The sequence below is a fragment of the Nocardia sp. NPDC052316 genome (genome assembly GCF_044547795.1).
Lineage (GTDB): Bacteria > Actinomycetota > Actinomycetes > Mycobacteriales > Mycobacteriaceae > Nocardia.
Window position 1 is genome coordinate 74858 of record NZ_JBIUBB010000007.1, and the last position, 26908, is coordinate 101765.

Sequence of the window (26908 nt, forward strand, 5' to 3'; positions counted from 1 at the left end):
ACATCTGGTGCGCTGCGGTGCGCAGCATCGTTGCTGCGCACCGCCTCGGGACCGGAGTCGTATCCGGTCACGGCTCATGCACCGCCGTTCGTACCGGAGGGTGTGTAGACCGCGGTGTAGAGCTTGGCGCGTTCGTCGTTGGGATCCTGCCCGACGTAGGTGACCGACAGCACGGCGCCGATTTCGAACGCTCCGGCGCCGGCTTTTTCCAGGGCGGTGCCGATGGCCTGTTCCATCCGCCAGGTCGGGTAGAGGTTGCGGGGTCCGGCGGGTGTGTCGATGGTGATGAACAGCTGCAGGACCGGGTTGCCCTTCTTGTCCTTGTCGACCTCACCGGGGGCGCCGTTGAATTTGAGTTTCGGCTGCTCGCCGATCTCTACGATGCGCCCGTAAATTGTGGTGTTAGGCGGAGTGTTCTTGCCGAACGCGCTCGGGGGCTTGCTCGCGGCGGCCTTGAATCGCTGGCTGTAGTCGACGCTCATGGTGAGAGTCCTTTCTGATGTATGGATGTGTCAGCGGCTGCGGGTTCGGCCTATGGCCGGCCGAAACCTTGGCTGTTGGGGTCTGTCGAGGTACGGGACTGGTGTGAGGTCTTCGAGCTGGTATCCGGCGTCGAAGTGGTCGGTGAGGTCTTTGCCGCTGCGGGCTTGCAGAACCCGGACTTCTCCGACCCGGCCTGCGAGGGTGTCGGCGACCTTGGCGGCGTGGCGGTAGCCGGGGCGGTCGCGGTCGGCGACCACAATCACCCGCCCCGCTCCGGCGAGCCAGCGCGCGTGCTCTGGCTTCCAGCTGCCTGCGCCCATGGCGTTGCAGGTGGCGATCAGCCCGGCCTGGTTGGCGCGCTGCACGTCCTTCTCGCCCTCGCACACGAAGATTTCGCGGCCGGTGCCGAGGGCTTCGCGGATGTCGTTGAGCCGCCACGGGATCGGCGCGAAACCTCCCGGCTCCCACGCGGTCCCGGTCCAGCGTGCCTGCCAAAACGACTTGGCATACCCGTACTCGTGCGGGGTGTGCACGCGGGTTACCGCGCCTTCGATACGTCCGCCCGGCCATCGGTAGACGTAGGTGTCGACGTTGGCCGCCGGACCGGTCTGATTTCCGAGGTCCCGTCGTGCCGGAATCGGGAATCGGGCGGCCTGGATCGCCCGCTCTACCGGTGCGAGCGGCTGCTTGCTGGTCGTGCTGCGCGGTTGAGCCCGCGGGTTGCGGCGGTTGGGGTCGCGTTCGGGGAGCCGATCGAACATGTCACGGACCCGAAGATCCAACCGTGCCAGCACGTCCCGGTCGTCACATCCGGCGAAGCAACGCACGATGGTCTTAGACCGGCTCGGGTCGTAGCGGACACCGAGTGACGGGTTGTGGTGGTGACCATCGGCTTCATGGACGGGGCATAGGTAGCGCACCCACCCGGACTGCGAACCCTTGCCCGTACCCATCGCGCGATCCAACGCGGTGGTGATGATCTGCCACGAACGCCCTTGCACCTGTTGCGGTTCCACGAGTTCACCGCCCCCGCTCGATCCCGCGACGCTGTCGGGCAGCCCCGAAAACCGGTACCGGCGTGTCCGGGGTGAACCGTGCGACATCGGGGGCGTTGCGTTCGTAGTCGACCTGGAAGGTCTCCCCGGCCAGTTCGCGGGCTTGTTCCAGGCTTCGCTGCTGCACCGGGGAGACCTGCTCGTGCCCGAGGTTGCGGTAATGCTCGATCCAGTCAAGGAAACGCCGCGTGGTTTCCGGAGCTCGTACCCAGTCGTTGTAGGCGGTGTGCAGATACCTCCATTCCTCGTGGTGCGGACTACCCAGCCACCGTGCATCGATGTCGTAGCGCTGATCAGCGAGTCGGTCGATCTCACTCGCGGGCTGTCCCAAGTCCTCGGCGTGGAACACCTCATCGCGGAGCCGAACCAGTTCGGCGAAGTCGACGCGCATCGCTTCTTCGTGTTCGCGTTCCATCTCAGCGGCTCCGTTCGATCACGCGGCGCTGCGGAGTTCGGTGCCCCTCCTGGGCTGCTTTGCGCTCGGCGCGGACGAGTCGCTGATAGCAGGCGTCGCAGCGGCCGCGGCCGCCGTAGCGAGCACCGCCGTGGCCGGCGGCACGTGGATCGCCGGTCGTCACACCGCATTTCACGCACCTTCCGGGGTTTCGCACCGGCTGTGATTTCAGCTGTTGTTGTGTCGGCGGCTCGCTGATCAGGCCGAGCATTTTCAGCAGCTCGGCGGCGTCTGCGCGGTCGGTGGCGTGTTGAGCCACGGTCAGCCGAGCGCGTCGGATGGTTTCGGGGGCCATGCCCAGCGGTGATGGACGGTTATCCATGTCAACGGCTCCGCTCGGTTCCGTTGCGCTGCTGCCCGTTTCGCTCGGTGCCGTTGGTCTTCTGTTCGCGGTGCTGCTCGGCAGCGTTGGTAAGCCATTCGCGGGCGAACTCGCGCAGCTTCGGCTCGTCGTAGATATCCCCGTGCACCTTGGCGAAGTCAGCCGACATCTGCTCGGCGATGGCGCGGCCGTACTCCTCCCGCGCCGCGGCGTCGGCCCGTGCCTGCGGGTCGTCGGCGGTCTCGGTCTGGCGTGACCAACGCTCGGTGTTGCCGAGCTTGTCGAACTCGGCGCGCTCACGGCTGCCGTACCGCTGCTCGCGTGGGGTCTGCTGGGCGAGTTTGGTGACGGCTTCGTCGCGCTCACGCTTGTAGCGGTCCCGTTCCGCGGCGACCCGGTCCACGTTCGGCTGCTGACGCAGTTCTTCGATCTCGGCGGCCATACGCAGGTTGCGGTTTTTCAATGCCTCGATCTGCCCGTTGGCGTTGGCGAGTTTGCGGTTGACCTCGTCGCGGTCGGCGGTGACCGCGTCCAGGCCGCGCTGCAATATGCCGACGCGGTTGCTCAACCGGTCCCGGTCTGCGGTGATCTCGCTCAGGCGGCGCTCGATGTCCGCGAACCGGTCCTGAGCCGCGCTGGTGTCGGGCGGTTGGCCGGCCGGGCAGGCCTGTGGCTGGTCTGCCTGGCGTGCATGGTCCTGGCGGCGCTGGTGCTCGCCGTACAGGCCGCGGACTTCGTCGGTGACCATCCCGAGCGGGCCACTGACGATTTGGCTGCTGTTGCTGCGCCCGAGCTCGCGGATGGAAGCAGTGAAATCCTGCCCGGCCCGGCTGCTGGTCGTCCGGTAGGTATCGAGTTGGGCCAGCGTCCACTCATAGGCTTGCTCGCGAGTGGCGAAGCGCTGCAACCGATCCCGGTCCTGATGCGGCACCGACGCGTACTCGTGCTCTTCGAGGTGGATCACGTCGGCCGGTCCGACCAAGGCAACGAACGGCTTCCTGTCATCGACAGCGGCGGCCACCCCGTCCGGTGCGGGAGTGTGCAGGCGTTCGAGTTGCTCGTCGCGGCTCCGGGATCCGGCGTCGACGTGGGGCATCGGCCGTGGCAGCGGGCGAGGGAAGCCTGCGGTGTCGCGTGCTCGTGCGACCTGCGCGCGGTAGCGCAACGCTTCGATGCCGCGCACCTTGTGCGCCCGGGAGAACAACTCGCCCGGCTTGTACTCAGGGAACACCGTCGCGGCATCCAGACCATCGAGAGCGATGCCTTTTTCGACCTCGGTGAGGTGCTCGTTGCCCAGGATGCGGTCTCGCTTGTCGGCGTAGTGACGCGCCAGTGCATCGGCGTCGCGGCGGCGCCGGTCCTCGTCCACGCGCGGATCGTTCTGGCGTTGGGCTGCGGCCAGCGCATGCATGCGGTAGTTGTCGATGCCGTGGCCGGTCCAGCTCAACTGATGGGTGCGTTCGGCGCGTTGTGCTTTGAGCTTGGCCCGCCATCCCCGCTTGATGTCGCGGCGGATCAAGCTGCGCTCTAACCAGTTCGAGGCTTGGGAGTGCTGGCGCAGCAGAGAGCTCATCGAGGCAACGAACCTTCTCGCCTCACTGGTGATTTCGTCCATCTCAGACATTGCTGTGGTCCTTTCGGTTGCTGGTTATCGGGTGCGTTCGATCGGCGGGCGGTGTTGTGCGAGTTGCTGTTCTCGCTGCTGGCAGGCTTGCTCGGTGAGCTTCAACCGGCTGGCGTAGCCGCGTGCCCGGCTGAGCTGTTCACTGGCGCGCCACAGGTTGCTGTCGGCGCTGGCCAGCCATCCCTCCGTCATCTGGGCTGCATAGAGAGGGCTGGTCGGCTCGCCGAGGTTGTCGACATCCAGTGATCGGGGTGACCGGGTCAGCTCGTGGTAGCGATGCTGGAGATCGAGTAACTTGCGCTGAAGGTCGTCCAGCTGGTCCTGGACCTCACCCACCTCCAGGTAGAGGTCGGACGGGATGGGCAGGATCGGCTCGTTCTGGTTGTCGTACATCGCCATTCGTCTCTTTCGGGTGATGGGTTATGTGGTTGCCGTGCGGGCGGCTTCGTGCCGGGTTCGAGCCGCGTCGACGCGCTCGTAGGCCCGCCGCAAGCCGCGGAAGAAGGAACGGAAGACGGCTGCAGTAGCCCGGCTGATCGCCGTGGTGACAAAGGAGATGGCTTGCGGGATCGGTGGACGCAGGGCGGCGTTCCACCACAGATAGGCCACCCATCCGGCGCCGTAGACCGTGATCGGGACAACCACGGCCGGTGGTTCACCCCAGGCCGCGAACAACGCCAAGACGATCACCACGGCCGAGCCGCCTGCCCCGGCGCGTACCAGCCGCGGCCGCGGCCCGTCGGCAGCAGCGACGATCGCCTCGTCCCGGACATTTGGGAGGTCGTCGGTTTTGACCAGGCGCAGTTCGGGTTTCACCGGCTGCCGGGCTGGGGCCGGTGCGTCTTGTCCGGTCGGGAATGGCGCGCGTTCGGCGACGGCCGCCAGGAAGTCCGCGACCTCGTCGGCCAGCTTTTCCCCCTGGTCTTTCGGGTCGTTCGGCTCGAAGTCCTCGGGGTCTTCGTCGTTGTGGTCGTTGTTACGGATGATGCGCATTACGGTTGCCTCACAATCGAATTGGTTGAATCAGGAAAATTCGTCAGAAGGCGGCTTTGGCGGCCGCCGTGGACGCAGCAGCTGCTGCGGCGGTTCCGGGAAGCGGGGACAGTTCGCTGCGATCGGCGGGGATGACCTGGCCCCACTGAGCTCGTCCAGCCTTGGCGTAGACGACCTGGCCGGTGTCGAAGCGGCGGACCCGGTCGGGATCGACCAGCCACATCTCACCGACGCTGACTTGCCCTTCGTCGCCGTGGCGCTGGCCTTTGATCAAATGCCGTGACGGCAGCATCCGGCGGATCGACCCGAAGTGCTTGCACAGGTCCCCGGCGTTTTCGCAGTAGCCGATGATCACCCCGCCTGCACAGGCTTTCAGCAGGCGGTTCAACGACCACTGATCAGCGGCTACGCCTTCAGGCGACTGAGATGACAGCACCATTGCCACGCCTTGAGAGCGACCTCGTTCGAGGACTTCCTCAAGGCCGATCGACCCCTTCTTGGTGGTCAACGCGCTTGCTTCGTCCAAAACGGCAGTGACCGAGCGGCGCTGGTCTTTGGTGGTGCGTCCGGCGCGCTGCATGATCAGGCGCAGGATCGCTGCGACCTGAGCGCGGGCGGCGTCCTTGTCCAGCCCCGGTACGGTCACATACAGCACGTCGAGGTCGTTGATGTCTTTGCCGCCGTCGAACACAACGTGTCCGTTGTGGTCCTGCAACAGCTCGAACAGGTTGGTGCACTTGATCAACGCGTCATCGAGCTGCGGGGTCTTCTCCGCCTGCGCGGCGTCGATCATGCGCTTCACATCCGGGGCGTTGCCCCAGATGTCGAGCAGCTTCTCCTCGGTCAGCCGCTCCAGGAACTCCGACGAATCGCGCGGCGGGCCGACCGGGGCGTCCACGACCAGCGACACGATGCGACGCCGGATCTCATCGAAGTGCTGACCTTCCGACGTGCTCGCTTCACCGGCGCTGAGCAGCTCGGATAGCACCGCGCGCAGGTCGCGGGCGGGCATGTTCCAGATGTCGAGCCGGTCCGCCAGCGGCATCATCGCGATCCGCTCAGGATCGATGCCCATCGCGATCGCGTTGGCGCACAATTCGATTCCCAAATCGCGGTCGTCCTCGCCGCCTTTGCACGAGATCACCGCCAGCAGCGGGCGCGGATGCTTGCGCCGCATCCCGGGCACGTCTTTCCACTGCTGCCAGGCCCGCCACTCGTAGCCGAACGTCGCCACCGCGTAGCGCTTCATCAGCTCGGTCTTGCCCGCACCGGTGGTGGCGAAGATCCCGAGATGGCGCCGGGCTTCCTTGTGCGGGATCGCCAGCCACGACTGATGGCGCGCAGTCAGCTCCGACCACACACCCAACGGGCTCGACGTCGTGCGGTCGGCCAGCGGCCCCAACACGATCGAATCTCCAGCGCTGTAGGGTGCGCCGAGCTTCGCCGCGCGGGCCGCGGCGTGGAATTTGCGGGCTGCGATCGCCTGCTGAACACGCTCGGTACGACCGAGCGACTTGAGTCCAACGCTGTTGGTTTTGTGCACGAACTTCGCCCACCCGTAGGCGGCAATCAGCGACGCGAACGGCACACCGAGCGCGAGCATCATCCGCAGTCCGGCCCAATCGCCGTCGCTGACGCGGGACGCGCCGGCCACGAACAGCATCGCGGGCACCGGCCACGAACCACCGGCCAGCGCGGCGGTTGCGGGCAGCAGCAGCGAGGCGATCGCGAAGTTACGCAACCGATGCGGCGCCAGTGGCCACCGCGCGGCGACCGCCACGATCATGACCAGCATCGCCACGATCACCACCCCGCACACAGTCGCGGTCGTCGCAGCGTGTGCGATTCCTGACATGTCCGGCAGCTGCACACCATCGAGTTGTTTGATCGGTGGCGTTTCCGGCTGGATGAGCCCGGTTCGGGCTGGCTCCTGCACTGCGGTCGGCGCTGGTGAAGTTGAGGTGACGCTGCTCGTGCCGAGCGGATCGCAGTCGGCAGCAGTGATGATGGGGTGGCAATTCGGGTTGCTCATGACGCCCTGCCTGTAATGTGAAGTCCGTTGCCGCCGTGGCGTTTTGTTGCCTTGGCCTTGTTGCGGCGCGCGAGGTAGCTGGTCCACTCGTCGTCGAAATCACCGATCGCGAACAACAACGACAACTCCGCCAGTTCACGCGGCAGGCGGTCGTAGGCGGCGTTGACGTTGTCGGCCACCGACGCCGACCGGCACAGGTACAGCAGCCCGACAACCGATTCCGGCGTCGCGTCACGGGCGGCGCGCAATGCGCCCTGCAACGCGGTGTCCATGTGTGCGCCGTGTTTGACGCTGAGTTCGACCTCCAACGCCCACCAACCGCGCTGGCCCTCTACTTCACCAAGAAAGCGGCCGTCGTGGATATGCGGGCGGCCTGTCCTGGGGGCGCGGCCCGTGCTGAACTCCGTGATTCCGGAACGGGATTCGGCAGCTTCGTCTTTCGCGCGCTGCCACAAACGGCGTTCTGAAATCCAGCGCTCTGGCGCGGTACCGACGAGCATGATCCGTGCTTGGCCGACCGCTCGATAGTGCTCGGCATACATCAGCGGCGGATGCCAATCCCGGGGCCGCCATCCCAGATAGCGCGCCGCGGTCACCCGCGTCGGCACCACCCATTTCTCGCCGGGCTGCACCTGCTCCAAACCATGGATGTGCTTGTCCTCGAACAGCTGCTTGACCATGGTGTATGTGTGGTTCTTCTCCATCCCGAGAAACCAGGCAAGCACGTCAACTTGCATGCCGTGCATTTCCGACAGCGCAGCCAGCGCCGCCGTCTTGCGTGCCGTCGACAACGATGACCGCTGCGAGCGCAGCAGATCCTGCACCGTGGTCCGCGGCAAACCGACCCGGCGGCCAATCTCGACCTGGCTGTATCCGTTGTCATGCAGCTCGGCGACCTCACCGAGAGCGGCCTCGACCTTGCGCGCCGAAATGCCCAGAAGGCGGGCAATCTCCCGATAGCCAGCGCCGCTGGTACGCAGCCCGCTGATGATCTGGTCGCGACTATCGAACTCCAGGTTCTCGTAACGACTCTTGTTGTGGTTCATCGGGTTCGGCTCCTTTTCCGCCCTCGCGACGTGGCCCGCCGACGGGCGGCCAGATCAGCGCGGGCCTGCTCGATCACCTCGCGCATGTCGCTGGCGTCGATCCCGCGGCGCTCGCATGCGGCCACCGACCGTGTCCAGCGCGCCACCTGCAGCGCCGCCAACTGCGCCTCGGACGGTGTTCGCTTCGGTACCGCCTTCTCGGCGTCGTAGAGGTGTGCCACCATCGGCGCCTTCCCGCGTCGGCTGCGCATCACCTGCGCTTGCGGTTCACGCTCAATCGGACGTTGGTCCCGTTGCGCCAGTTGCCTTTTGGTACGCAAATGCTGCGGTGCCATCCGCCACGGCCAGGTCGGAATCCCGTACTCGCGGCCGTCTGGATCCAGAAACCGGCTCATCGCGACCGCTCGATTCCCGCAACCCCGGACGTGGGAACACACGACCCTGGATGCTCAGCTGGCACACCGGAGTTCTCAGAGCGGCAGATGTTCGGCGAGGGCGTGTAGTGCTTGTAGTCAATCCACGCCGCCGTGCACCCCGCCATCGCGATCAGGATCAACACTGCCAGCGCGCCGAGCCGAACCATCGGCGGCAACACACCCAGCGGCGCATACACTGACCCAACGCCCGTGAACTCAGGCCCCGCCATCGAATGCAGCGGGTTGTGGCCTCCGCGACCGTGATCGAAATACCGGACCGTGTAGACGTGCGGTACCGGACGATCGCCCCGATCCAGGTTCATCGCCACATCCCGGTCCTGCGAAACCCCCGGAGAGCGAGGTAAGCCCCGAGAGCTCCTAGCGCCATCAACGTGAAGCCGACGATTTCCGGTGCTGTCAGCGCAACGTAGCCGATGCAGACGGCAGCAATCGCGACGCCGACAGCCTTGGCGCGCATCATGATTCGTCACCAAACGAGGCACAAACAGCAACCAGCTGGCGACTTCGCCGATGGGAAGGGTGCGATACGAGCATGGCCGCGCGGCCAACTAAACTAAACATGCTTCAGGGACTCCTGATCTCTGAGGTGCGAGGAATGCTGAAGCGGCTGCAACCGCTTTGGCGTACGGCTCCCCGGTAGTTCCAGCTACCGGGGAGCTTCTTGTTTTAGCGATGGATGGCTAAGTCTCTGCCGAATCCGATCGGGGCTCGCCCGCTATTCGCGTAGTGATCTGACGCCCATAGCCCTCCCGATGTTCTACTGATATGGTGTTCCAGTAGAGCATAACACTGGCGCACTGCGATAGGCTAGGGCTAAGAGGAGGAGGGATCGGGTTGACCATTAACGAAGCTTCAGGAATCACGCCGTACCTGCAGGTCGCAGAGGCACTTCGCGAAGCGATCGCGACTGGCGAATACAAACCGGGCGATCAGATTCCGTCCGCCAGGGAGTTGGCTGACCGATTCGATGTCGCGCTGACCACTGCGGTGAAGGCGGTCGATGAGCTTCGCGCGAACGGCTTGATCGAAACAAAACGCGGTCGAGGATCGTTCGTGCGAGCTAGGCCAGAGCTGTTCAGACGCGGCACACGGCGTTACCAGCGGAACCCCGAGGGGGTAGCTCCTAACCTCCAGGAAGCTGTGGCCGGCGGGTGGCACGACGAAGTAACAGCCGAACACTGGCGCGAGTCCGCATCCGAGGTCATCGCTTCGCGGCTCGGCATCCCTCCCGGTGCACCGGTGACGGTGGCGCGCTACGTATGGCTGGTCGACGGCCAGCCGATACAGGTGGGAACTCAGTACGAACCGCTCGCATTGATCGAGGGGACACCGATTGAAGAGCCGGTAGACGGGACTCGCGGCAATCCGGGTGTCATCGCCAGGTTCGACTCGATCGGCATCCACGTCGACCGGGTCGACGAACAGACGCGCGCAAAGAACCCGTCGACGGAGGAAAGCCGCATCCTGCAACTCGGTCCCGGCATCCCAATTCTTCACATCGTGCGAACCCATTTCGCGGGGGATCTTGCCGTCGAGACTGCCGATATCGCCATCCGAAGTGATCGAATGGTTGTCGTCGCCACGCATGACGTGCCGCTTAGCGAAGGAACCCCGACCGAATGACTGCAAAGCACGATAACGGTGTCGTCTTAGCCGATCAGACCGGCGAAGCCATGCAGTTCGTCGCTGACGTCCGCGATATTGCTCCGCCGAATCCCGGACGGCGAACGGTAGTCGACGCAGCTACAGCCGCAGCCAGACTGAAGGACGAGACGCTATCTCGGGTGGACGCCGTTCTCCGCGCACACTCCGGCGAGCCGGTCGTCCTCTTGTCCGGAGGCGTTGATTCGATCCTTGTAGCAGCAGCGGCCGTCGAGCTGGGAGTCCGCCCGCGCGCCGTCACCGTCGTGAGTAGCGGTGGCACCGACGAGACCAACGCGACTGCCGCAGCGGCGGCATTGGGCCTGACGCACGCTGTCGTAGAACTCGATCAAGCGGGAATCGTCGCCTTGACCCGAACCGCGCTTAGTCGTCTTGAAACACCCGAACTGTGGGAGGTTTCCTACGCGATCCCGCTGCTAGCAACGCTTCCGGCGCTCGACCAAATCGGGGAGGTCGGGCCAATCCTCACCGGCAGCGCTGCCGATGCGATTTTTGCGGGTGGCAAGGCGCTTCGGCATCCCATCGACTCCCCCGAAGCTGTCGACGAGCTGGACGCGATCATTCGCAAGGAGTCGGCGAACAACTTTGTCTACGATCGCCTTATTCCAGACTTCTACCCGCGCGTCATGCGTGACTACGCGGATCGATTCATCCACGTATTTCAGACGGTCCGGATGTGGGAACTTGCTGAATCGCTCGCGCCACCAGCGCTCTTCGGTAGTCACGATGGCGCCCCCGTCGACAAGCTGTGTGTGCGCCTCGCATGCGAGGATCTCCTACCAGGCTCCGCGAAAGAGCTGGCTTGGGCAAAGAAGGCGGCGATCCAACGATCGGCTGGAATCATGGGCCAACTCGCAACCGCGGCGCGAAGTTTCGCGGCCGCCATGCCGGGCGCAACGGAGTACGGCGACCCTATGACCGAACCTTACGAAACCGTCGCTATGCGACTCTTCTTAGCGATACTCGAGCTCGAACAACAACGGAAGGGCACCGGATCATGACCGCTGCGGACCAAGTGACCGGCTTCGTCGCGCACTACCAGCTGGACAACGGCGACAACTGGGAACAGAAGCGGAATAACTGGCGGCAGTCCGCGCTCGACGCATGGCTGGAAGCTGCTCGGCAGCATGGGCTCGACGTGACCGTACAAGAGATGTGCGAAGACCCAGATCGAGAGGTCGCGGTGGTAGAAGTTGAGGGGCAGGAGTACTACCTCACCCACTTCAGTCGGCGCCCTGAGGTCAAAGCGAAGCTGCGGTGACCGATTTACCTCGAGTTGTCACCGCTACGGGAATTACCGACGACGAGCTCGCCGAGCTGTACGAGTACCCGGACGTGCCCGGGCCGTGGCTTCGCGCCAACTTTGTAGTCAGTCTGGACGGCGCCATCACTACGAACGGCTCGTCCACCGGCCTCACCAACCCACTCGACCAGCGGACGTTCAAGCTGCTGCGGGACCTTGCCGACGTCGTTCTCGTCGGCGCGGCCACCATTCGCATCGAGGACTACATCGGAGTCAGGACCTCCGATGAGGGCCTGCAACGACGAGCTGACCGAGGGCTCGCCACGCTTCCACCCCTCGCGGTCGTCAGCGGCCGCGCGGACATAGATCCGGAGTCACGACTACTCACAAACACGATCGTTCCGCCGATAATTCTCACGACGACTACCGCACCGACCACCGCCAAGCGAAACCTCACCGCCGCGGGCGCCCAAGTAATCGAGCTCGGTCCCGATCGCATTGAAACTGCAGCGATGATCGACGCGCTCACATCGCTCGGACTGCGAAAGATCCTGTGTGAGGGCGGGCCGACACTTACTGGACAGCTAGCCGCGGACCACGCGCTCGACGAGCTTTGTGTCACGACAGCACCAAGTGTGGTTTGTGGGAACGCACAGCGCATCACGCACACCGACAGGCATTCGACGGTTGGGATGCGCTGCAACCACATCATCTTCGATGCTGACGGCGCGCAGCTTGCGCGCTGGGTGCGATCGAGCTAAAGCATCAACAGGTTAGGGTCGACGACGGGTAACATTGCAACCGAGCCCCTACTGGCCCGGCCGGGCAACGATGCCGCGTCCAGGTGTACGCGAAATCCCGAGGTCCTGACGGGCAGCGTCGTGCAACATGTTCAACGCTCCAACGACGTCGTCCCCTCCGAGCGTCCGCTCTTCGGCGGTCGCCGGACCCTCGACGGAGATTCGCTTGGCTTTGAGCACAAGCTGATTCGCAGACTTGGCTGCTTCTGTCACAGCTGGATCACCGAGTAGGACCAACCGCTCGAACACGGTCGACCGGCGATTGTCTGCGGCCTCCAATTCCGCCCGCAGCTCGGCCAGATCGGTGAAGCCCTCGTCGCGAGCATCCGCATACCGGCCAGCGCTGCGCAACATATCCTTCACACACGTTGCGAACTCTGCGTAAACGTCCAGCTTGTTCTGATCCCAACGTGTCGTCAGCAGCCGCTTGAACCGTGCTCGCTCGGCGAGAGTGGCACCTGCGTAGGTCGCGAACGACCCGAGGACAACGCCGATCATAGGCACCAACTGCTCAAGCATGATCAGAAGGTACACAACAGCTTTGGATGGCCGCTCGGAATTGGCGGCACTTGGCAGAGCACGCGAAACCGCGGCTCCTGTGTGGAAGGCGAACAGAAGTCAGCTCGGACTTCGGGCGGTGCGACTTTGCTGTTCCCGATCCGATCGGGTATTACTCGGCCATGCGAAGCGACGGCGGCAACTTCGACTACGGCGAGCGCTGGCGATGTTCGTGCTGTGGCCGGGTCGAAACAGTTGCCTGGGATGAGGAGTTGAAGCGTACCATCGGCCTACCCGACACTCAGGTTCGAGACGGCCAAGCCACCCTGCTCTGCGGTGATTGTTCGTTCGATTCGTGCTGAATGAGCGGACCTCGTCGGCTGTGCAGCGTGGCTCGGTCCCACGCCGAGCCTCGGGTCGCGACAGCCTTCTCGTTGTGGTCTACGGCGCCGTCCACGACGCGGCCGCGCTACATAGATTTCCTATCGTCAGCTCGCGTGCTCGAAACTGGCCTGCCGCGCCTGACTTGCCTCCCGCACTGCGCGCGCCCTGACGCGCGAACACGTCACCCGTAGGTGACGCAGCTCTAGACGTAACTTACCCACCTGACGCAACCCCGCTCCCAACCCCTCTCTTGTGGTCTCTTTGTGGTCCTTCTTCCCCTCCCCCTTACTCGTGTTCTTCCTGATCTTTTGTTTGGTGTTGTCTCTTCTTCTGCCCGGTCCCCACTCTCTATGAACAGCGAAGCCATAGAGAGTGGGGACCGGGCAGAAGAAGAGGCGGCGCCGAACACTGCAGGTAGAACCTTATTTTCAATACTGGGTGCCGGGACTTAGCCGGGACTTGGCAAGTCCCGGCACAGTCCCGGCCGACTCCCGTCATAGTCCCGGCACTGTCCCGGCAGCAGCGAGCAGGCTCATCACCTTCCGCCGATAGCGGGCTGCCGATGGCCTACTCTGGCTACGCTGAAATCCGAACCGTGCCGGTACGACGAATGAGGTTGGGGGACAGCGTGGCTCAAGAAACGGATGACCAGTGGCAGCCTGGAACGCGTGTGTGGGCGGCGGAGGAGGCTTTCTTCCCGGGCAAATACCACGACATGAACTTCTCCTTCGGGATAGTCATGCCGATGGGGACGCCGGCGTTGGCGACACCGTCGGAACTGGGAGAGCGGGAGGTGAAGACCACCGAACCGCCAGAAGTGGGGATGATTCCGATCCACTGGAATCACGTATCCAAGTGCTCCTGGGAGCACACGTCGGAGCTAGTAAACGAACTAACCCCTGACGTGGAGGAAGATGCCGCCAATCTGGCCATTGGTGCTCGCCGCCGCCAGGGGTTGAAGGCCGTCCCGTCCAACCCCAAGCGGCCACGCAAACCTGTGATGACCGTAGCTCTTGACGCTGAGCTGAAGGAACGAGTTGAGCAAGCCTTGAACGCGGTGGACTCGACCTACCGAGAGCATGCAATCGCGTTCATTCGATGGTTCGTCAGGGACACCGACGAACTACCCCCGCGGCCGGACTATCCACTCCCGTACTTCCCATATGGCGAGTAAGCCACAACTCAAGCCCTCCTGGATGGCGCGCCAACGTCGTGACCGCGCACAGAAATGGCCCTGGGTATCCGCGATCCGGACTCTCAGGGGTCAAGGACGGCCTTGATCTTCTCGGTGGCACGCCCGCAGTCACGGCGTCGAGGTCAGCGATCGGTTCGTCGGTACCGGCAAACCAGCCGGAACCGACGGTAAAAGGCACGCCGGGTCAGAGCGACAGCAACAGGACCAAGGTTGCAGATGATCTGCGTCGCCAGTCAGTGGCTCAGCGAGTACCTCGACGATGATGAATTGGCGCGGCACCAGGCCGATTGAACACGCCCCGGCTACGTGGGCCCTCGAATGCTGACCGCCCGCCGGTGATGGGCTGTCAGACCGCACGTCGGCGCACCAACAGACTCGCTACATCCTTATGCACCTTACTTCGCGGGAGGGAACAGGGTTTGCAGCCAGCCCTTTACCGCGGCAAGATCTCCATACCCGTTATTCTTGAGCGTGTTCACGACATCGGCACCGCAGATCAAGGCGATGGGGTGACCGTCACTGCGAACCTCGTCATAGACCTGGGAATTGAAATACGACAGTGTGACGAACACACCGAAGTTCCTGTGCCGCAGCCGGGAGATCAACCGGGCCATGTCCCGGACACCAACCGACTTCGACGCCCTATAGCACTTGGCCTCAAGCGCGAAGTCGATCAGGACCGGGTCCGCGGCCGGGCCAAGCTGGTATTGACCGATCGCATCGCGGCCGCCGTCTCGGCTCGGGCGAGTCAGATCGCACGTTGCCGTGGCCGGGGCCATCATTCGCCAGATCGCGACCGCGCACTTCTCGAAATCGTGTGGGCGACCGTCGAAATGCTCATGGATGGCGGCGAGGATTTTCTGGTCGGCTTTGCCAGCGGGAAGCTGAGCGGCTTTGCTGCGGACGATCGTGGTCGAAGGTGCAATCAGCGCCTCGTAGCTGCGGCTCTTCACCCACGCGCGCCATACCAGCGGGCAATGCGCACTTGTCACTGGTGCTGTGCCGGCAATGAGATCATTGATCCACGCGCGCTCAACCTTCCCGACGTCGAGCACAGTGAACTTCGCCCGGTAGTTCTGGAACCTCAACTTGTCTTTGGTGCGCCAGATAGCCACGAGGTCATCGTCGGCGCTGACCGACTCTGCACCCGGAGCCAGCAGTCCGCGAAAACGCGCGGCACGGCCCGGGGCGGCCTTCTCGAACAACAGGAACGGAGGCACCTTCTCACGCTCGCCCACGGTCGCGTGTGTGGCTTCAAACGCATTACACAGCAGCGAATTACCGCCTCGCGCTGTGGTGTGCAAGTCCGGATTCCCGGATTTCTTGTTGTCGCCGAAGTAGGTGAAGATCCCGGTCTGGGGATCGAGTTCATCAGGCCAGTCGATGTCTGTTCCGCTGGTAAACAGAACCACGAGGGCGGCCCTGTCCGCGGTGGGAGATCGCTTGTAGCGGAACCCGCCCTGGTTGCCTACCGGCAGCAGTTTGGCCAGGGCGTCGTCTGCTGTATTGCCTTGTGTGCCACCCAGATACACTGTTTCAAGGGTGAGGTCAGAAGTCGCCAGATCCGCGAAGGCCACCGTGTGGGACATGGCCGCCACAGTAGCCGAGCACACCGACAAAGAGATCAACTGATAGCGCCCGCCGGAGTCTTCGGTCCAGACGCGGCACTGCGTCTGGATCCTAGGCGCACGTTATTCGGCATCGCACATCGTCCGCCCGGCGCAGCACTTTTCGAGTCTGAGCATGCGCGCATCTCAGCGCCTTCAACGCATGTCGAGACATGCAAGTTGTGCCCCTATTGGAGTGATTTTTGCACCCACAGAGTCCGCTGCCAACCACTTCTACGGTGCCGGTCATCTGTTCTCGTAGACCGCCGCCCGGCCACTCCGCACACCTCGTCGGTACTCCCCCGCCCGATGCCGGTTTCCCCTCGGTCTAGTCCTTTCCTCGGTCTAGTGTCCTTTCCTCGGTCTAGTTGTGCCATCTCATGAGGTTGGTGCCGCTGGCCGAGTTGGCAGCTCATCGGTCTCGTGCACGAGCCAGCGCATGAATGCGACCACGTGAGCGTTTAGGTTCGAGTCGACCTGGGAGACTGCGGCTTTCGCTCGCTCGTGTAGTTCGGGATCCGCCCGAACCGTCATGATCGGAAAGCGGTGCTGACTAGGCATTTCTTCAGTATTCCACGGTGGACGTCCACCCGCTCGAAAGAGTAGAATCCAAGGTGGACGTCCACCTTTGAACTGGGGAAATGAGGACCGCCGGATGAAACCGCCGATGGCCTACTACGGGGGCAAGACGACGATCGCGGCGAAGATCGCGGACATGCTGCCCGAGCATGGGCACTACGTCGAACCGTTCGCCGGATCGCTGGCGATACTGCTGGCCAAACCCACCGCGCGGATGGAGACGGTCAACGACATCGACGGCGACCTCATGACCTTCTGGCGGGTGCTACGCGACCGACCGGAAGATCTGGCGCGGGTGTGCGCGCTGACTCCGCACTCGCGCGCCGAGCACGAGGCCTCGCACGGGGACCTGTCCGGACTGGAAGACTTGGAGCGGGCCCGCCGGGTGTGGGTGCGGATCACCCAGTCCCGCACCGGAACCCTGCGCCGCACCGGCTGGCGTCACCACGTCGACCCGAATGGGTCTGGAGTTTCGATGCCGGGCTACCTGGCGGCTTATCTCGAACGCATGCTGCCCGCCGCCGAACGCCTGGCCGCGGTCTCACTGGAATCGCGTCCAGCGCTGGATCTGATCGGCACCTACGGTCGCCACCGCTCGGCGCTGCTGTATGTGGATCCGCCGTATCTGGGCAGCACACGTGACCGCAACTACCGCCACGAGATGGGCGCGGACACCCAGCATCAGGAGCTGGCGGCCGCGCTGCACGCCTGCCAGGCCACTGTGGTGCTGTCCGGTTACGCCAGCGATCTCTACGACCGCGAACTGTTTTCGCACTGGTACCGCTACGAGATGGCGTCGTTCACTACCCAGGGCGGATCCCGGCACGAACGGACCGAGGTCTTGTGGTCCAACTACCCGCTCCTCACCCCGGATTCCGGCATGCTGCCGCTGCCGGAGTTTCGTAACAGTGAGCCCACCAGCGCGGACGCCTGTTACGAAACCCGGTGCGCCGCAGCAGGGTGCGCGAAGGTGCTCACCCGGGCCTCGACCGGCCGCCCGGGACGCTACTGCTCGACGGCCTGCCGCATGCGCGCCAGCCGTGATCGCGCAGCACGATCGGGCGAACTGCCTGCATCCTGACCTGCCGGGTCCGGCCTGCCGGAATTGTCGGTGTCGTCCCGCACTATCGATCGGGTGTCGATCGGAAGTTATTCGGGGACCGCATGATTGCACCGGACGGAGGCCTCACGCCCGGACCTGGACGGGGACATCACCGCAATGCACCGCTGACCCCGGAAGGTCGGAAACGCTTGTGCGAGCGCGTCGCCGCCGGACGTCCCCTCGCCCATGTCGCCGCCGAATCCGGGATCTCACGCCGCTGCCTGGCCAAGTGGTACGGGCGCTGGAGCGTTCACGGCGACGCCGGTCTGCGGGATCATTCCTCGGCACCGAACCACAGTCCCGCCCGGACCGCCGACGACATCGCGGATCTGATCGAGCAGGTGCGCCGCACCCACAAGTTCGGGCCCGCCCGCATCGCGGCCGTCCTGTGCGCCGAGCACGCCGTCATCGTGGCGCCCGCAACCGTGCACCGAGTCCTGGTGCGCCGCGGGCTGAATCGGCTTGCCGATATCGATCCGCCCACTGGAACCCAGCTGCGGAAGGTCGTGCGCTACGAACACAGCGAACCCGGCAGCCTTCTGCACGTTGATGTGAAGAAGCTCGGGCGCATTCCTGTCGGCGGTGGTTGGCGGGCCCATGGGCGCGGCAGCCCGAACGCCCTGGCGTCCAAGCGAACCGGACCCGGGACAAGCCGGATCGGCTACACCTACCTACACACCGCCCTCGACGACCACTCGCGGCTGGCCTACACCGAAGCCCTCGACGACGAAAAGGCCGTCACCGCGGCGGAATGGTGGCTACGGGCGGTCGGGTTCTTCACCGAGCACGGCATCGCCCGCATTCACCGCGTGCTCACCGACAACGGAGCCTGCTACCGGTCTCGCCGCTGGGCGGCCGCGCTGGAATGCACCGGGACCACGCACAAACGGACCCGCCCCTACACCCCGCGCACCAACGGGAAGGTCGAACGGTTCAACGGCACCCTGGCCCGGGAATGGGCCTACATCCGTGACTACGACTCCGAACAGGCCCGGCGCGCCGCGCTGGTCGAGTTCCTCAACCACTACAATCACGACCGCCCGCACGCCGGCATCGGACACAAGCCACCCATCAGCCGAGTCCCGCTCTGCACCTACCGACTCACCGACACCGGAATCGCCATCCCTGCCCCGCCGCTCCTCGAACCCGAACAGCTCGTCTTCGAGATCGACATCGAGGCACCAACGTCATGAGACACCACAGCTAGTCCTCTCCTCGGTCTCGTTTCTCACTCTCCTGTCTCACATCTGCCCCTGTTTGCCCCCCCGACCCCCCACCTCCTCAACTGTCTGTGCGGCAGGCAGACAGACAGCACCTCGAAAACTACTGGTCGGAGGGGCAAACAGGGGCAGACACTTGGGGGCGGACAGTAATCCTCCCCAGCGTGTGTCCGGCCTGGTGTGAGAGTTCGTCTGTTGGTACCCAAAATGCGCAGCTGACCGGGGGCCGGCCAGGCGTTTAGATTGAGGGCAGTCGGTGCACACCTCAAGTCGGGTCGTCAGCACCAGCATCTGAGGAAAGTGGTAACGGGTTGCCCGACGAAAGATATAAACATGATGTGAGAAATAGCCGCGTTGAGGACATCGAACCTCCGTACTTGATGGGGTTCGTCATGATCTTGCCGGACGGTATTCCCGTTCCAGACCAAACCACGTGGAGCTTCGAAACCGACGAGCTTGAGCCTCTCCTCGATGATGTAACGTTCGCTCCAGTAGACGGCATGACGAGCCTGCCGTCTGACGGTGTTGGTCGAAACTTCGTTTCGCTAAGATTTTGGCAGGTTGAGGACGAGACTGAGCCGCCTTTCAATGTGGATGCTAACCATCTCCTTAAAGCATTCAGCAAGGTTCACCCAGGAATGCATCAAACCCCCGAACCCAAAACCAAAGTATCCACAACTCCTCGATACCGGACCGCAGTCGAGGCAGTTACATTCGTAGCGTCAAATGACGACCTGGTCAGCGACGGAACGAAGCCTGACCCGCTTACGAGGTGCATAGACAAAATCCTTGACTGGCATCGAGTCTATCGTGTATTCGCCGAATCTCCCACACCGGAACTTACCTATGCTCAGATTTTTCCGATAGTACTCACCTTTCGACGCAGGCCGGCCGACGCGATCGTGACGCCCAGCGGTCTTATTCATTTATCATCGGAAAACATCAAGTTCGGTGCATTGGCCACGGATATCGGGAATGTCAAACTGAACCTCCTCGCGGTAGGTCTTATTCGGCTTCAGCTGGGAGATCCGGTGATGACCTTTCGCGAGCGTGTTATCGACGCACGGCACGAGATGCAGTACAAAGGCAACCATGGTAGTGCTGTTATCCAGTTTGGGATCTCCTGCGAAGTAGTCTTCGACGGACTACTGGGCATGCTTCTATGGGAGAACGGCGTCAATGAGGCAGATGCCGCCATCATATTTTCATCAGATATCACTCCACGTTTGAGGAGTGAGTACTCTCCCCGACTTGGAGGAAGCTGGAATTTACAGAATGGGCCACTCGGAGACTGGTTCGAGAAAGTGGCAACCTTGCGAAATAGAGTTGTGCACGGAGGGTATCGTCCATCCGTCCAGGAAGCTCGCAATGCAAGCGATTCCGTCGACGCTCTAACCGAATTTATTTCCGACAGACTATGCGAAAAATTCAGAAATTACCCCAAGACAGCGTGGCTCTTCGTCGGACTTGAAGGATTCGAGCGGCGCAATCGATTCAGCAAGCGAGTAAGCAATTGGATTGCGGAAGAACCACCGAACGCCGTTCTGGACTGGATTCGCGACTACGCTGAGTGGCGCGAAAGAGTGAACGCACAGGTCCAGAGGCGGCGCCGCGGCGCTTGACACCCCGACACGGATCGCGAAGCGCCAAACGCCCGAAGATCACGTGCGCGTCGGGTGCTTACGACCAATCGTGCGCGACCTGCGGAACGATCGAGTCCCAGCCTCTGCGACGATGGGTCCATTTGCCTGCCTCGCTGCGAGGCCATACCCCTGCGCAGTGGCAAGGGTGACTGCATCGCCAACTCTGGCCGATTTCCTACAAGACATTGCAACAAGAACTAACATTGACCAATGACCAGCCGGAAGCGGGGCGTGAACGCACCAAACCCACCTATTGGCAACTTCCATCAAAGTCTCGATTCTTGGCTATTAGCGGCTTTCCATCACAAAAACAAATCATATCCTGTTGCATACTTCCCCTCTGACGCGATTCGTGATGAATATCTGGAGAAGCTATCGAATGCAGATGAAAGTGACGTCAAGAAATTACTAAGACGCCTTCTCGTTCCTAGCGTGACGTTCAATAGCGCAGAATCGAGCGTCCAAACATTGAATTTCGTGAAGGATACCGACCCCGAAAAATATGAAAGAATGCTTGAGCTTGAATATTGGCGGCGACTGGGAAAAATTGACAGTAAGGATCAACCGCAATGGCACGGCATAACATGGGTCCTCGATTTATTGCCGCACCATCCCGCGATGGCACTTGAAGCATTGAACGCTTACTTTATCGCACATGCATGGGTGCTATCTGACACCATCCTATTCGGCATCTCAGATGCCGAGTCGATTATTCGTGCGTACTGGATCGGTAATCCGAAAACCAACGAGGAGAAACGAAAGTATCTCACGACATTAACGCCGCGAGCGTTCGAGCATACAATCGAGCGACTCTACAATGCGATGGGGTTCAAGACGTTGATCACGCCCCCCAGCGCGGATGGAGGCCGAGACGTAATCGCAACGAAGACGGATCCGGGATCGACCGAAATAGTCCTGATCGAAGCCAAGCTCTATGGAAAACCTGTGGGTGTCAGATTTGGGCGCGCCTTGCTAGGAACGGTCAGTGACGAAAAGGCGAATAAAGGCGTTCTAATTAGCAACTCCACACACACGCGCGGCCTTAAAGAGTTAGCGAAGAGAAATCCGGCGCTTGAACTAATTGATGGCGATCAACTTATTCCTCTATACAATAAATTTCTAGGTACCGACTGGGCGATTCGCATCGATTCAATTATTGCCTCAAGCATCCGCATTGGCGAAGCGGACGGCTGACGGGTGCGTTGTGGCGGCGACTGGGTTGAATGTGGGAACCAAACAAGACAGTGGACGTACCAGTAGGCCGGGGGGTATGCAGCCCCGTCGACATCACGCATGTAGCACGTAGAAAGAATGCGGTCGACGGCTTGCCTCGTGCCCGGCAGTATGGGGACCGTTTGGGGACCAGACGTCATGCACGCCACCGAACTTCCGCCGGACTCACGAGCTCTCTGCCGACCGGCCGAACACGCATGACGTGCGCAAACGCCTGGTTTTCAGTCCTGGGGGTCAGGTGGTCGCAGGTTCAAATCCTGTCAGCCCGACCAGGTCAGAGGTGGTTTCCACCTCTGACCTGAGCCATTTTGTGGACCACTTGTGGACCACGGCACACGCCATAGGCGTATCGGGTCTGGCGGGTACAGACGTCGTCAGCGGGTTCCCCGCACCGGACAACAGCTCACCCGTGCAGCCTCGACGGACGGATTGCCCACCGCGCCCGAGCCATCCTCTGGGTCTCGCCGCACGGATGCGGCATGGTTGCGGGGTCGCTCTCACGGGCTTACCCTGCTAGAAGTCCCTCTTCGTGAGGATTCCTCGGCAACCGCAGCGGCGGGCCCGGATGCAGCGTCTATCGGCATCTCTTCAGTTCTGCCCACACCCGTAGTCATCGATGCGCCCGGTGCGCCGTGGCAACCGAGCTTTTCGGACCGACCGGCTTCCCACAGACGGCGTCACCGCGTGCCGAAATGCCTTGCGGCCTCCGGACATCACGGTGACGGGAAGGGGTCCGTCATGCAGGGATTCCGACCGCGAGGCACTGCTGCTGGTCCAGCAGCGGATGTATACGACGTAGAAGTCGCCCACATCAACTCTGCCGCGTGACCGGTTCGCGCAGTCGCCTCGGACCACGGTGGCTCCAGTCGGAGAGGTGGCGCCGTGTCTAACGCCGTGCAGGTTCCGCTCGGGATCAAGCTGAGTGCCGACATCGAAAAGCTCGACCGCCGGCGCTCTGGCAACCTGTTACGCGCCCAGCTGCGGTGGAACAGTCCGTCGACCAAGCGCCGCCACAGCAAGTCCGAGACCTTCGAGACCGAGGACCTCGACGTGGCCTGGATCGCGCGGATGAAACACCTCGCTCAGCGCGGCGTGGATCCAGTCACCGCCGACCCAACCCTGGCCGAGTACCGCCACACCAACACGGAGCTGGCCCTCAAAGGACTCGAACCCAAACCACCGACATCTGTGCGGGTGGCGCAAACGAGTGCTCCCCACGATCGGGCACTTACCCGTTGCCACAATCACCAACGGGATCATCGACCGGGCGGTGGTGCAATGGATCGAAGAGGACGGCTGCGGAAAGTCCACCATCAAAACACCATCGCGGCCCTGGTGCGGCTCATGGAGCAAGCCAGACCCGACGGCCTGATCGACCTCAACCCCGCCCGTGTCCGCGGCTGGCAAGCCCTCCACAGACAGATCGAAGACGAACCCCAAGTCCCACGCGCACTGGCCCTTCCCGACTGGCAAGCCCTAGTCGAGCTGTCCGACGCCCCGTCGCCACATTCCGCAACACCGGCCCTGCAACAGTTCCTGGCGCGCAATCGACCTGCCGTGCGCCGGAATCGACCGCTGGGGTCCATAGCGCAACCGCAGTGACTGCTCCAGCCCGACGCGCTGAGTAGTTCCGGCACCAGCGCTGTGCCGACCTCGCCCTGTCCGGTTCCGCGAGGTGGGTGGCCGGCCGCCGAGTACCGTACTACGAGGCCACATTTGGCCGTTGAAGTCCAACGATGATCCGGCCCGAGGCACGCATATCGCGACCGCTCACCGGCGAGGAACTCGACATCGTTGCGCGTGTTCGGTTATCGCAATTGGGCGCGAGCTGCGCACGGCGTTCGCCACCTCACCCTCCGCAACGGATCGTCCACCGTCATCTCATATGACAGCAGCTAACCCGCTTGCTCAACAACGTAATTCGTGGCTTTCTCATTTCGCCTTACCCCCTCTCCGGAAGGCTTCCTAAGTCGAGTCCACTGTTTAGGTCGCAGTAAACCGCCCACCTCGCGGGGGCGGCCTGAATCTGGGCCAAGCTGACCGGCTGATCCTGGACCGTCAGCAACTGTGCAGCGGGGATGAACGTCGCGCCCGCGCCGTCGGGGTCGGGGTCTGGGTCTGGATGGTGAACCCTGCAGCGGCGTAGGGCAGCGACGCCTCGAGTAACTGGCGGCGTTCCTCACGCTGGTTGGCGATGCGAGGCGCTTCCTAGGTGAACATGTTGCGCGGGGTGTTAAGTAGGTGCTGCACCGCGGCGGACAGAACCGCCACCGGCCACCAACTGCACAGCCTTGGCCTCGGTCGCCTTGTGGCATTTCGGTGGTATGGCAGATCGGGGGGATGGGCTGACTGCGTACAACTTTGACATGGTTGTGCACGGCGCGCCATCCAAGATCGCAATCGTTCCGAATATAGGATGATTGCCTCCGCAACAGCTACATGGGTAAGCCGAAGACCGCCCTCAGTCCAAGAGCCCCCGGGGCTCGCTGTCACAGAGGAGTTGAACCTGCAACCAGAGTCGATCTGTGTCGCATTGCTCTATGGATCACCTGAGCTCGCCGCATTTGTTCGGTTTCCGGCACCCGTATGGGTGGATATTGGCGCAAAGATTGAGTCTCGCGTGGTTACGATTCGTTTGCGGCGTGTCGGAATCGAGTGTGCCGCAGGATGTTCGGCTTGTGAGCGCTGGGGTGTCGAACGGCTTTGCCGGACGCGCTTGCCGGGCGTTGGTCGAGCCGCTGCTGCCGCCGTTCACGGCGCGCCATTGGGGTGGAGGCGCTGCGCCGACCGAAGAGCGGGGTTCACCTGGTCCGCAGTTCACTGAGGAACTGATATTGATCGAACACGAGTGTAGAGCGTCACTTCATTCGAGAGAGGAAATATCCATGCGCTGCATTACTTCGTCCACGCTGGCCGCACTCCTTCTTCCTGCGCTTGCGATTACTGTAACGCCTGCACATGCGGCCGCCGGTTGTGGCACCAATCATGCTTCTTACGATCACATCGATTTTGACGTATCCTACGGCGACACAATGTCGTTTCCGGCGCTCAGCGGAGTGGGTATCTACTCTGAGAATATCATATGGGGTACAGCATGGCCGAAAGCGAACACCGGTGCATCTACCGGATGGAAAGGCAGCTGGGAGGTTTCGTCTAACGGATCATCGCCAACTATGACAATTAATCTGATAACCGATGACGAGGGAAAAGAGATTTCGAATCCATCCACCTACATATTGACTCGTTATAAATGCTCAGGCTCCAAGGTGAAGGAAATGAGTGGGACTGCCTCCTGGCAAGACGGTATAAAGACTCAAGTGACCATCAGGAATAACTGGGTGAACTGAGCCACTGGCATCCAGTTTCGTTTACGGATCTTTACGCCGGCGGGGTGCCGACCTAGGGAGAAGAACTCGAAGTTTTTCATGCGATGTCGAATACCTGGACCGCCATAGTCGTTGAGCTCAGCCGATCGACGCGTCCTCGATACGACAGGCCGTGCCTGCAACCGAAACCTCGGCAGGCACGGCCAGCTTCTGTTCCCTTACTCATCGTTTGACGCGTCCACGTCGAGCCGACTGAACCCCAAAGCGTCCAACAATGCCGTATGAAGCTCGAACCAAACGGAATGAGCGCTGTCCACGAACACCCCAGTGAGCCAGGCCGTGTCGCCCTGCAATACCCGGCTTGTTGCGCGCTCGAAGCGGATACCGTAGTCCCGGAGTTCCGGCTGGAGCGATGCCAGCCGCTCGAACATCGGCATTGCGCTGTCGAGAAAACTGTACAGCCGGTCGGGAGTGGCGCCCGTTAGCTGCCAGACCGTCACTAGTTGCTTGAATTCAACGTTGAGAGCAACGAACTCGGAGCGATAGAAATTCTCGAGCCTGCTGTCAGCCACTCAGATCTCCACAAAATAAATATACTTGGTCGGGTCCTGCGGCAATTAGCGATGCCTGATCCGGACCATGGCAGGTGCCGGAGTCAAAATCAAGCTGGGGCGAGCCTTGGATTTCACGGGATCGATTAGCTCCCACGATCCGAGAATTGTTGCGATGGACAAGGTCGACTCCAGCATTCCGAAGTCGGCTCCTATACAGATGCGAGGACCGCCGCCGAATGGAATATAACCAGCATGCCGCTCCATCGAGGGGTTCTTTCCGGTCCAGCGGGAGGGATCGAACTCTGTGGCTGCGGTAAACATATCGGTCCGTCGGTGTAGCATGTACGGACTGCAGAATATAGTGCTGCCGTTTGGTATTCGATGGCCGCACAGGGTGGTATCGGATACGGCTGTCCGGCTGAATATCCAACCGGGTGGGTACAGGCGAAGAGTCTCTTCCAGGACCTGGCGGGTGAGCTCGAGTTGTGGCACGTGGTGCGCTCGTGCGGGCTGTCCGGCCAGCACCGAATCAACCTCAACTTGCAGGCGACGCTGTAGCCGGGGTTCGGACGCGATGACATAGCACGCCCACGCCAGTAGCCGGGCTGTAGTGTCCGCACCGGCAAGGAAGAGTGTCACTGCCTGGTCCCGCAACTGTGTTTCGGTGAGGGCGGTTCTGCCGACATCGTCGTTACGCATTCTGCCTAAAATGCCGAGCGCCCTTCTCTGCTCACCCTCTTGTCGCGTACCGATAGCTCGGCTTACGATGGCTGCGATTCGCTGATTCGCACCGCTGTAACGAGGGTTAGCTCGGCGGTACTGCTTCCGTGCCCAAGCTGGTAGCAGCATGCGCGCGAGACCTCCTCCCAGTAACTGCTCGAAAGCCAGTCGCGCGTCGGCCAGCTCGGGGGCCGCTAATGACTGTCCGAAAAGCACGCTGCAAATCGCGCTTCCGGTAATTTCATACATTTCCTTGAGGAGGTCGATGCGCGAACCATCCTCCCATTTTCCTATGGTATCCGCTATGCACTCCACAATCATCGGCTCGTACGTGGAGACGCGTTTTCTCTGAAATTCCGGCTGCAACAACTTACGTTGCGTCACATGCTCCGCCCGTGAGCACGAAGCGAGACCGTTTCCGACGAAGTCCCGCGCCGCCTCCCAAAAACGGCCGCCTTTGTCGAATCGCGTATCGTCCATGAGTACTTCCATCGCAACCTGTGGATGACAGGCAAAGTATACAGGCGATCGTCCGATGGGTATCTTCACCAAATCACCGTATTGAGGGAGGCGTTCCATTAATCGCAGTGGCCAGAATACGTTTCGGAGCAAAACCTGCATCGGTAACTGTCCGAACAAATGATGCTGACGATCATCTCCATCGCCTGTCCTGCTCGACTCGCTCATCGTATCTCC

25 protein-coding genes and 1 pseudogene are annotated in these 26908 nt (G+C 62.3%); 11 read left to right on the forward strand and 15 right to left on the reverse strand.

All coding sequences use genetic code 11. From position 1 onward, the window contains the following. Nucleotides 1–74: 74 nt before the first annotated feature. The 11 genes from ACIHA7_RS32010 to ACIHA7_RS32060 form a co-directional block, all read right to left on the reverse strand. Complete coding sequence (locus ACIHA7_RS32010; protein WP_397294708.1) at nt 75–482, reverse strand: hypothetical protein; 408 nt, start codon at nt 480–482, stop codon at nt 75–77. A gap of 30 nt (nt 483–512) precedes the next feature. Then, complete coding sequence (locus ACIHA7_RS32015) at nt 513–1499, reverse strand: toprim domain-containing protein (RefSeq protein ID WP_397294710.1); 987 nt, start codon at nt 1497–1499, stop codon at nt 513–515. 4 nt (nt 1500–1503) lie between these two features. Continuing rightward, nucleotides 1504–1953 (reverse strand): hypothetical protein, encoded by a 450-nt coding sequence (locus ACIHA7_RS32020; RefSeq protein ID WP_397294712.1) that lies wholly within the window; start codon nt 1951–1953, stop codon nt 1504–1506. 1 nt (nt 1954) lies between these two features. Further along, nucleotides 1955–2314, reverse strand: a complete 360-nt coding sequence (locus ACIHA7_RS32025) for a hypothetical protein (RefSeq protein WP_397294714.1) — start codon at nt 2312–2314, stop codon at nt 1955–1957. A 1-nt stretch (nt 2315) separates the two neighbouring features. Beyond that, on the reverse strand, nt 2316–3887 hold the full coding sequence (locus ACIHA7_RS32030) for a hypothetical protein (RefSeq protein ID WP_397294715.1): 1572 nt from the start codon (nt 3885–3887) through the stop codon (nt 2316–2318). Between the two features lie 75 nt (nt 3888–3962). Continuing rightward, entirely contained in the window at nt 3963–4337 is a 375-nt protein-coding gene (locus ACIHA7_RS32035; RefSeq protein ID WP_397294716.1) for a hypothetical protein, read from the reverse strand. A 21-nt stretch (nt 4338–4358) separates the two neighbouring features. Further along, nucleotides 4359–4931, reverse strand: coding sequence for a hypothetical protein (locus ACIHA7_RS32040; protein WP_397294717.1), 573 nt, complete (start codon nt 4929–4931; stop codon nt 4359–4361). 43 nt (nt 4932–4974) lie between these two features. Further along, nucleotides 4975–6963 carry a hypothetical protein gene (locus ACIHA7_RS32045; protein WP_397294718.1) on the reverse strand — a complete coding sequence of 663 codons (1989 nt, stop codon included), beginning with the start codon at nt 6961–6963 and terminating at the stop codon, nt 4975–4977. Next, nucleotides 6960–8009: a hypothetical protein gene (locus tag ACIHA7_RS32050; RefSeq protein ID WP_397294719.1), complete on the reverse strand. Its 1050-nt coding sequence runs from the start codon at nt 8007–8009 to the stop codon at nt 6960–6962. Before ACIHA7_RS32050 ends, ACIHA7_RS32045 begins: the two co-directional genes overlap by 4 nt. Further along, on the reverse strand, nt 8006–8404 hold the full coding sequence (locus ACIHA7_RS32055; RefSeq protein WP_397294721.1) for an RRQRL motif-containing zinc-binding protein: 399 nt from the start codon (nt 8402–8404) through the stop codon (nt 8006–8008). The genes ACIHA7_RS32050 and ACIHA7_RS32055 overlap by 4 nt, the downstream gene beginning before the upstream one ends. Beyond that, complete coding sequence (locus ACIHA7_RS32060; RefSeq protein ID WP_397294722.1) at nt 8401–8754, reverse strand: hypothetical protein; 354 nt, start codon at nt 8752–8754, stop codon at nt 8401–8403. Before ACIHA7_RS32060 ends, ACIHA7_RS32055 begins: the two co-directional genes overlap by 4 nt. Before the next feature lie 526 nt (nt 8755–9280). Between ACIHA7_RS32060 and ACIHA7_RS32065 the strand changes: the two genes are divergently transcribed. Genes ACIHA7_RS32065 through ACIHA7_RS32080 form a run of 4 tightly spaced genes read left to right on the forward strand, consistent with a single transcriptional unit; the run spans nt 9281 to nt 12112 of the window. Continuing rightward, nucleotides 9281–10069, forward strand: coding sequence for a GntR family transcriptional regulator (locus ACIHA7_RS32065; RefSeq protein WP_397294724.1), 789 nt, complete (start codon nt 9281–9283; stop codon nt 10067–10069). Beyond that, complete coding sequence (locus ACIHA7_RS32070) at nt 10066–11109, forward strand: asparagine synthase-related protein (RefSeq protein WP_397294726.1); 1044 nt, start codon at nt 10066–10068, stop codon at nt 11107–11109. The genes ACIHA7_RS32065 and ACIHA7_RS32070 overlap by 4 nt, the downstream gene beginning before the upstream one ends. Next, entirely contained in the window at nt 11106–11369 is a 264-nt protein-coding gene (locus ACIHA7_RS32075; RefSeq protein WP_397294727.1) for a hypothetical protein, read from the forward strand. Before ACIHA7_RS32070 ends, ACIHA7_RS32075 begins: the two co-directional genes overlap by 4 nt. Further along, nucleotides 11366–12112: a pyrimidine reductase family protein gene (locus tag ACIHA7_RS32080; protein ID WP_397294729.1), complete on the forward strand. Its 747-nt coding sequence runs from the start codon at nt 11366–11368 to the stop codon at nt 12110–12112. The genes ACIHA7_RS32075 and ACIHA7_RS32080 overlap by 4 nt, the downstream gene beginning before the upstream one ends. Nucleotides 12113–12160: 48 nt before the next feature. Here ACIHA7_RS32080 and ACIHA7_RS32085 read toward each other — a convergent pair whose 3' ends face one another. Then, a complete protein-coding gene (locus ACIHA7_RS32085; protein ID WP_397294731.1) occupies nt 12161–12670 on the reverse strand; it encodes a hypothetical protein in 510 nt (169 codons plus the stop codon). A gap of 991 nt (nt 12671–13661) precedes the next feature. On the opposite strand from ACIHA7_RS32085, the gene ACIHA7_RS32090 reads away from it, so the two are divergent. After that, a complete protein-coding gene (locus ACIHA7_RS32090; RefSeq protein ID WP_397294733.1) occupies nt 13662–14207 on the forward strand; it encodes a hypothetical protein in 546 nt (181 codons plus the stop codon). A gap of 416 nt (nt 14208–14623) precedes the next feature. On the opposite strand, the gene ACIHA7_RS32095 is transcribed toward ACIHA7_RS32090, so the two are convergent. Further along, entirely contained in the window at nt 14624–15817 is a 1194-nt protein-coding gene (locus ACIHA7_RS32095; protein ID WP_397294735.1) for a restriction endonuclease, read from the reverse strand. A 673-nt stretch (nt 15818–16490) separates the two neighbouring features. On the opposite strand from ACIHA7_RS32095, the gene ACIHA7_RS32100 reads away from it, so the two are divergent. The 6 genes and pseudogenes from ACIHA7_RS32100 (at nt 16491) to ACIHA7_RS32125 (ending at nt 24959) form a co-directional block, all read left to right on the forward strand. Beyond that, entirely contained in the window at nt 16491–17495 is a 1005-nt protein-coding gene (locus tag ACIHA7_RS32100) for a DNA adenine methylase (RefSeq protein ID WP_397294737.1), read from the forward strand. 83 nt (nt 17496–17578) lie between these two features. Next, nucleotides 17579–18598: pseudogene (locus ACIHA7_RS32105) on the forward strand (IS481 family transposase); the annotation flags it as partial. A 530-nt stretch (nt 18599–19128) separates the two neighbouring features. Next, nucleotides 19129–20358 (forward strand): hypothetical protein, encoded by a 1230-nt coding sequence (locus ACIHA7_RS32110; RefSeq protein ID WP_397294739.1) that lies wholly within the window; start codon nt 19129–19131, stop codon nt 20356–20358. Nucleotides 20359–20589: 231 nt separating this feature from the next. Continuing rightward, entirely contained in the window at nt 20590–21573 is a 984-nt protein-coding gene (locus ACIHA7_RS32115) for a restriction endonuclease (protein ID WP_397294740.1), read from the forward strand. A gap of 921 nt (nt 21574–22494) precedes the next feature. Continuing rightward, complete coding sequence (locus tag ACIHA7_RS32120) at nt 22495–23214, forward strand: hypothetical protein (protein ID WP_397294742.1); 720 nt, start codon at nt 22495–22497, stop codon at nt 23212–23214. 1055 nt (nt 23215–24269) lie between these two features. After that, nucleotides 24270–24959: a hypothetical protein gene (locus ACIHA7_RS32125; protein ID WP_397294743.1), complete on the forward strand. Its 690-nt coding sequence runs from the start codon at nt 24270–24272 to the stop codon at nt 24957–24959. A 197-nt stretch (nt 24960–25156) separates the two neighbouring features. Here the strand turns inward: ACIHA7_RS32125 and ACIHA7_RS32130 are convergent, their stop codons facing one another. Together ACIHA7_RS32130 and ACIHA7_RS32135 are read right to left on the reverse strand one after the other, a co-directional pair. Continuing rightward, complete coding sequence (locus tag ACIHA7_RS32130; protein ID WP_397294745.1) at nt 25157–25510, reverse strand: hypothetical protein; 354 nt, start codon at nt 25508–25510, stop codon at nt 25157–25159. 45 nt (nt 25511–25555) lie between these two features. Further along, complete coding sequence (locus ACIHA7_RS32135; protein WP_397294746.1) at nt 25556–26899, reverse strand: cytochrome P450; 1344 nt, start codon at nt 26897–26899, stop codon at nt 25556–25558. Between the last annotated feature and the right edge of the window lie 9 nt (nt 26900–26908).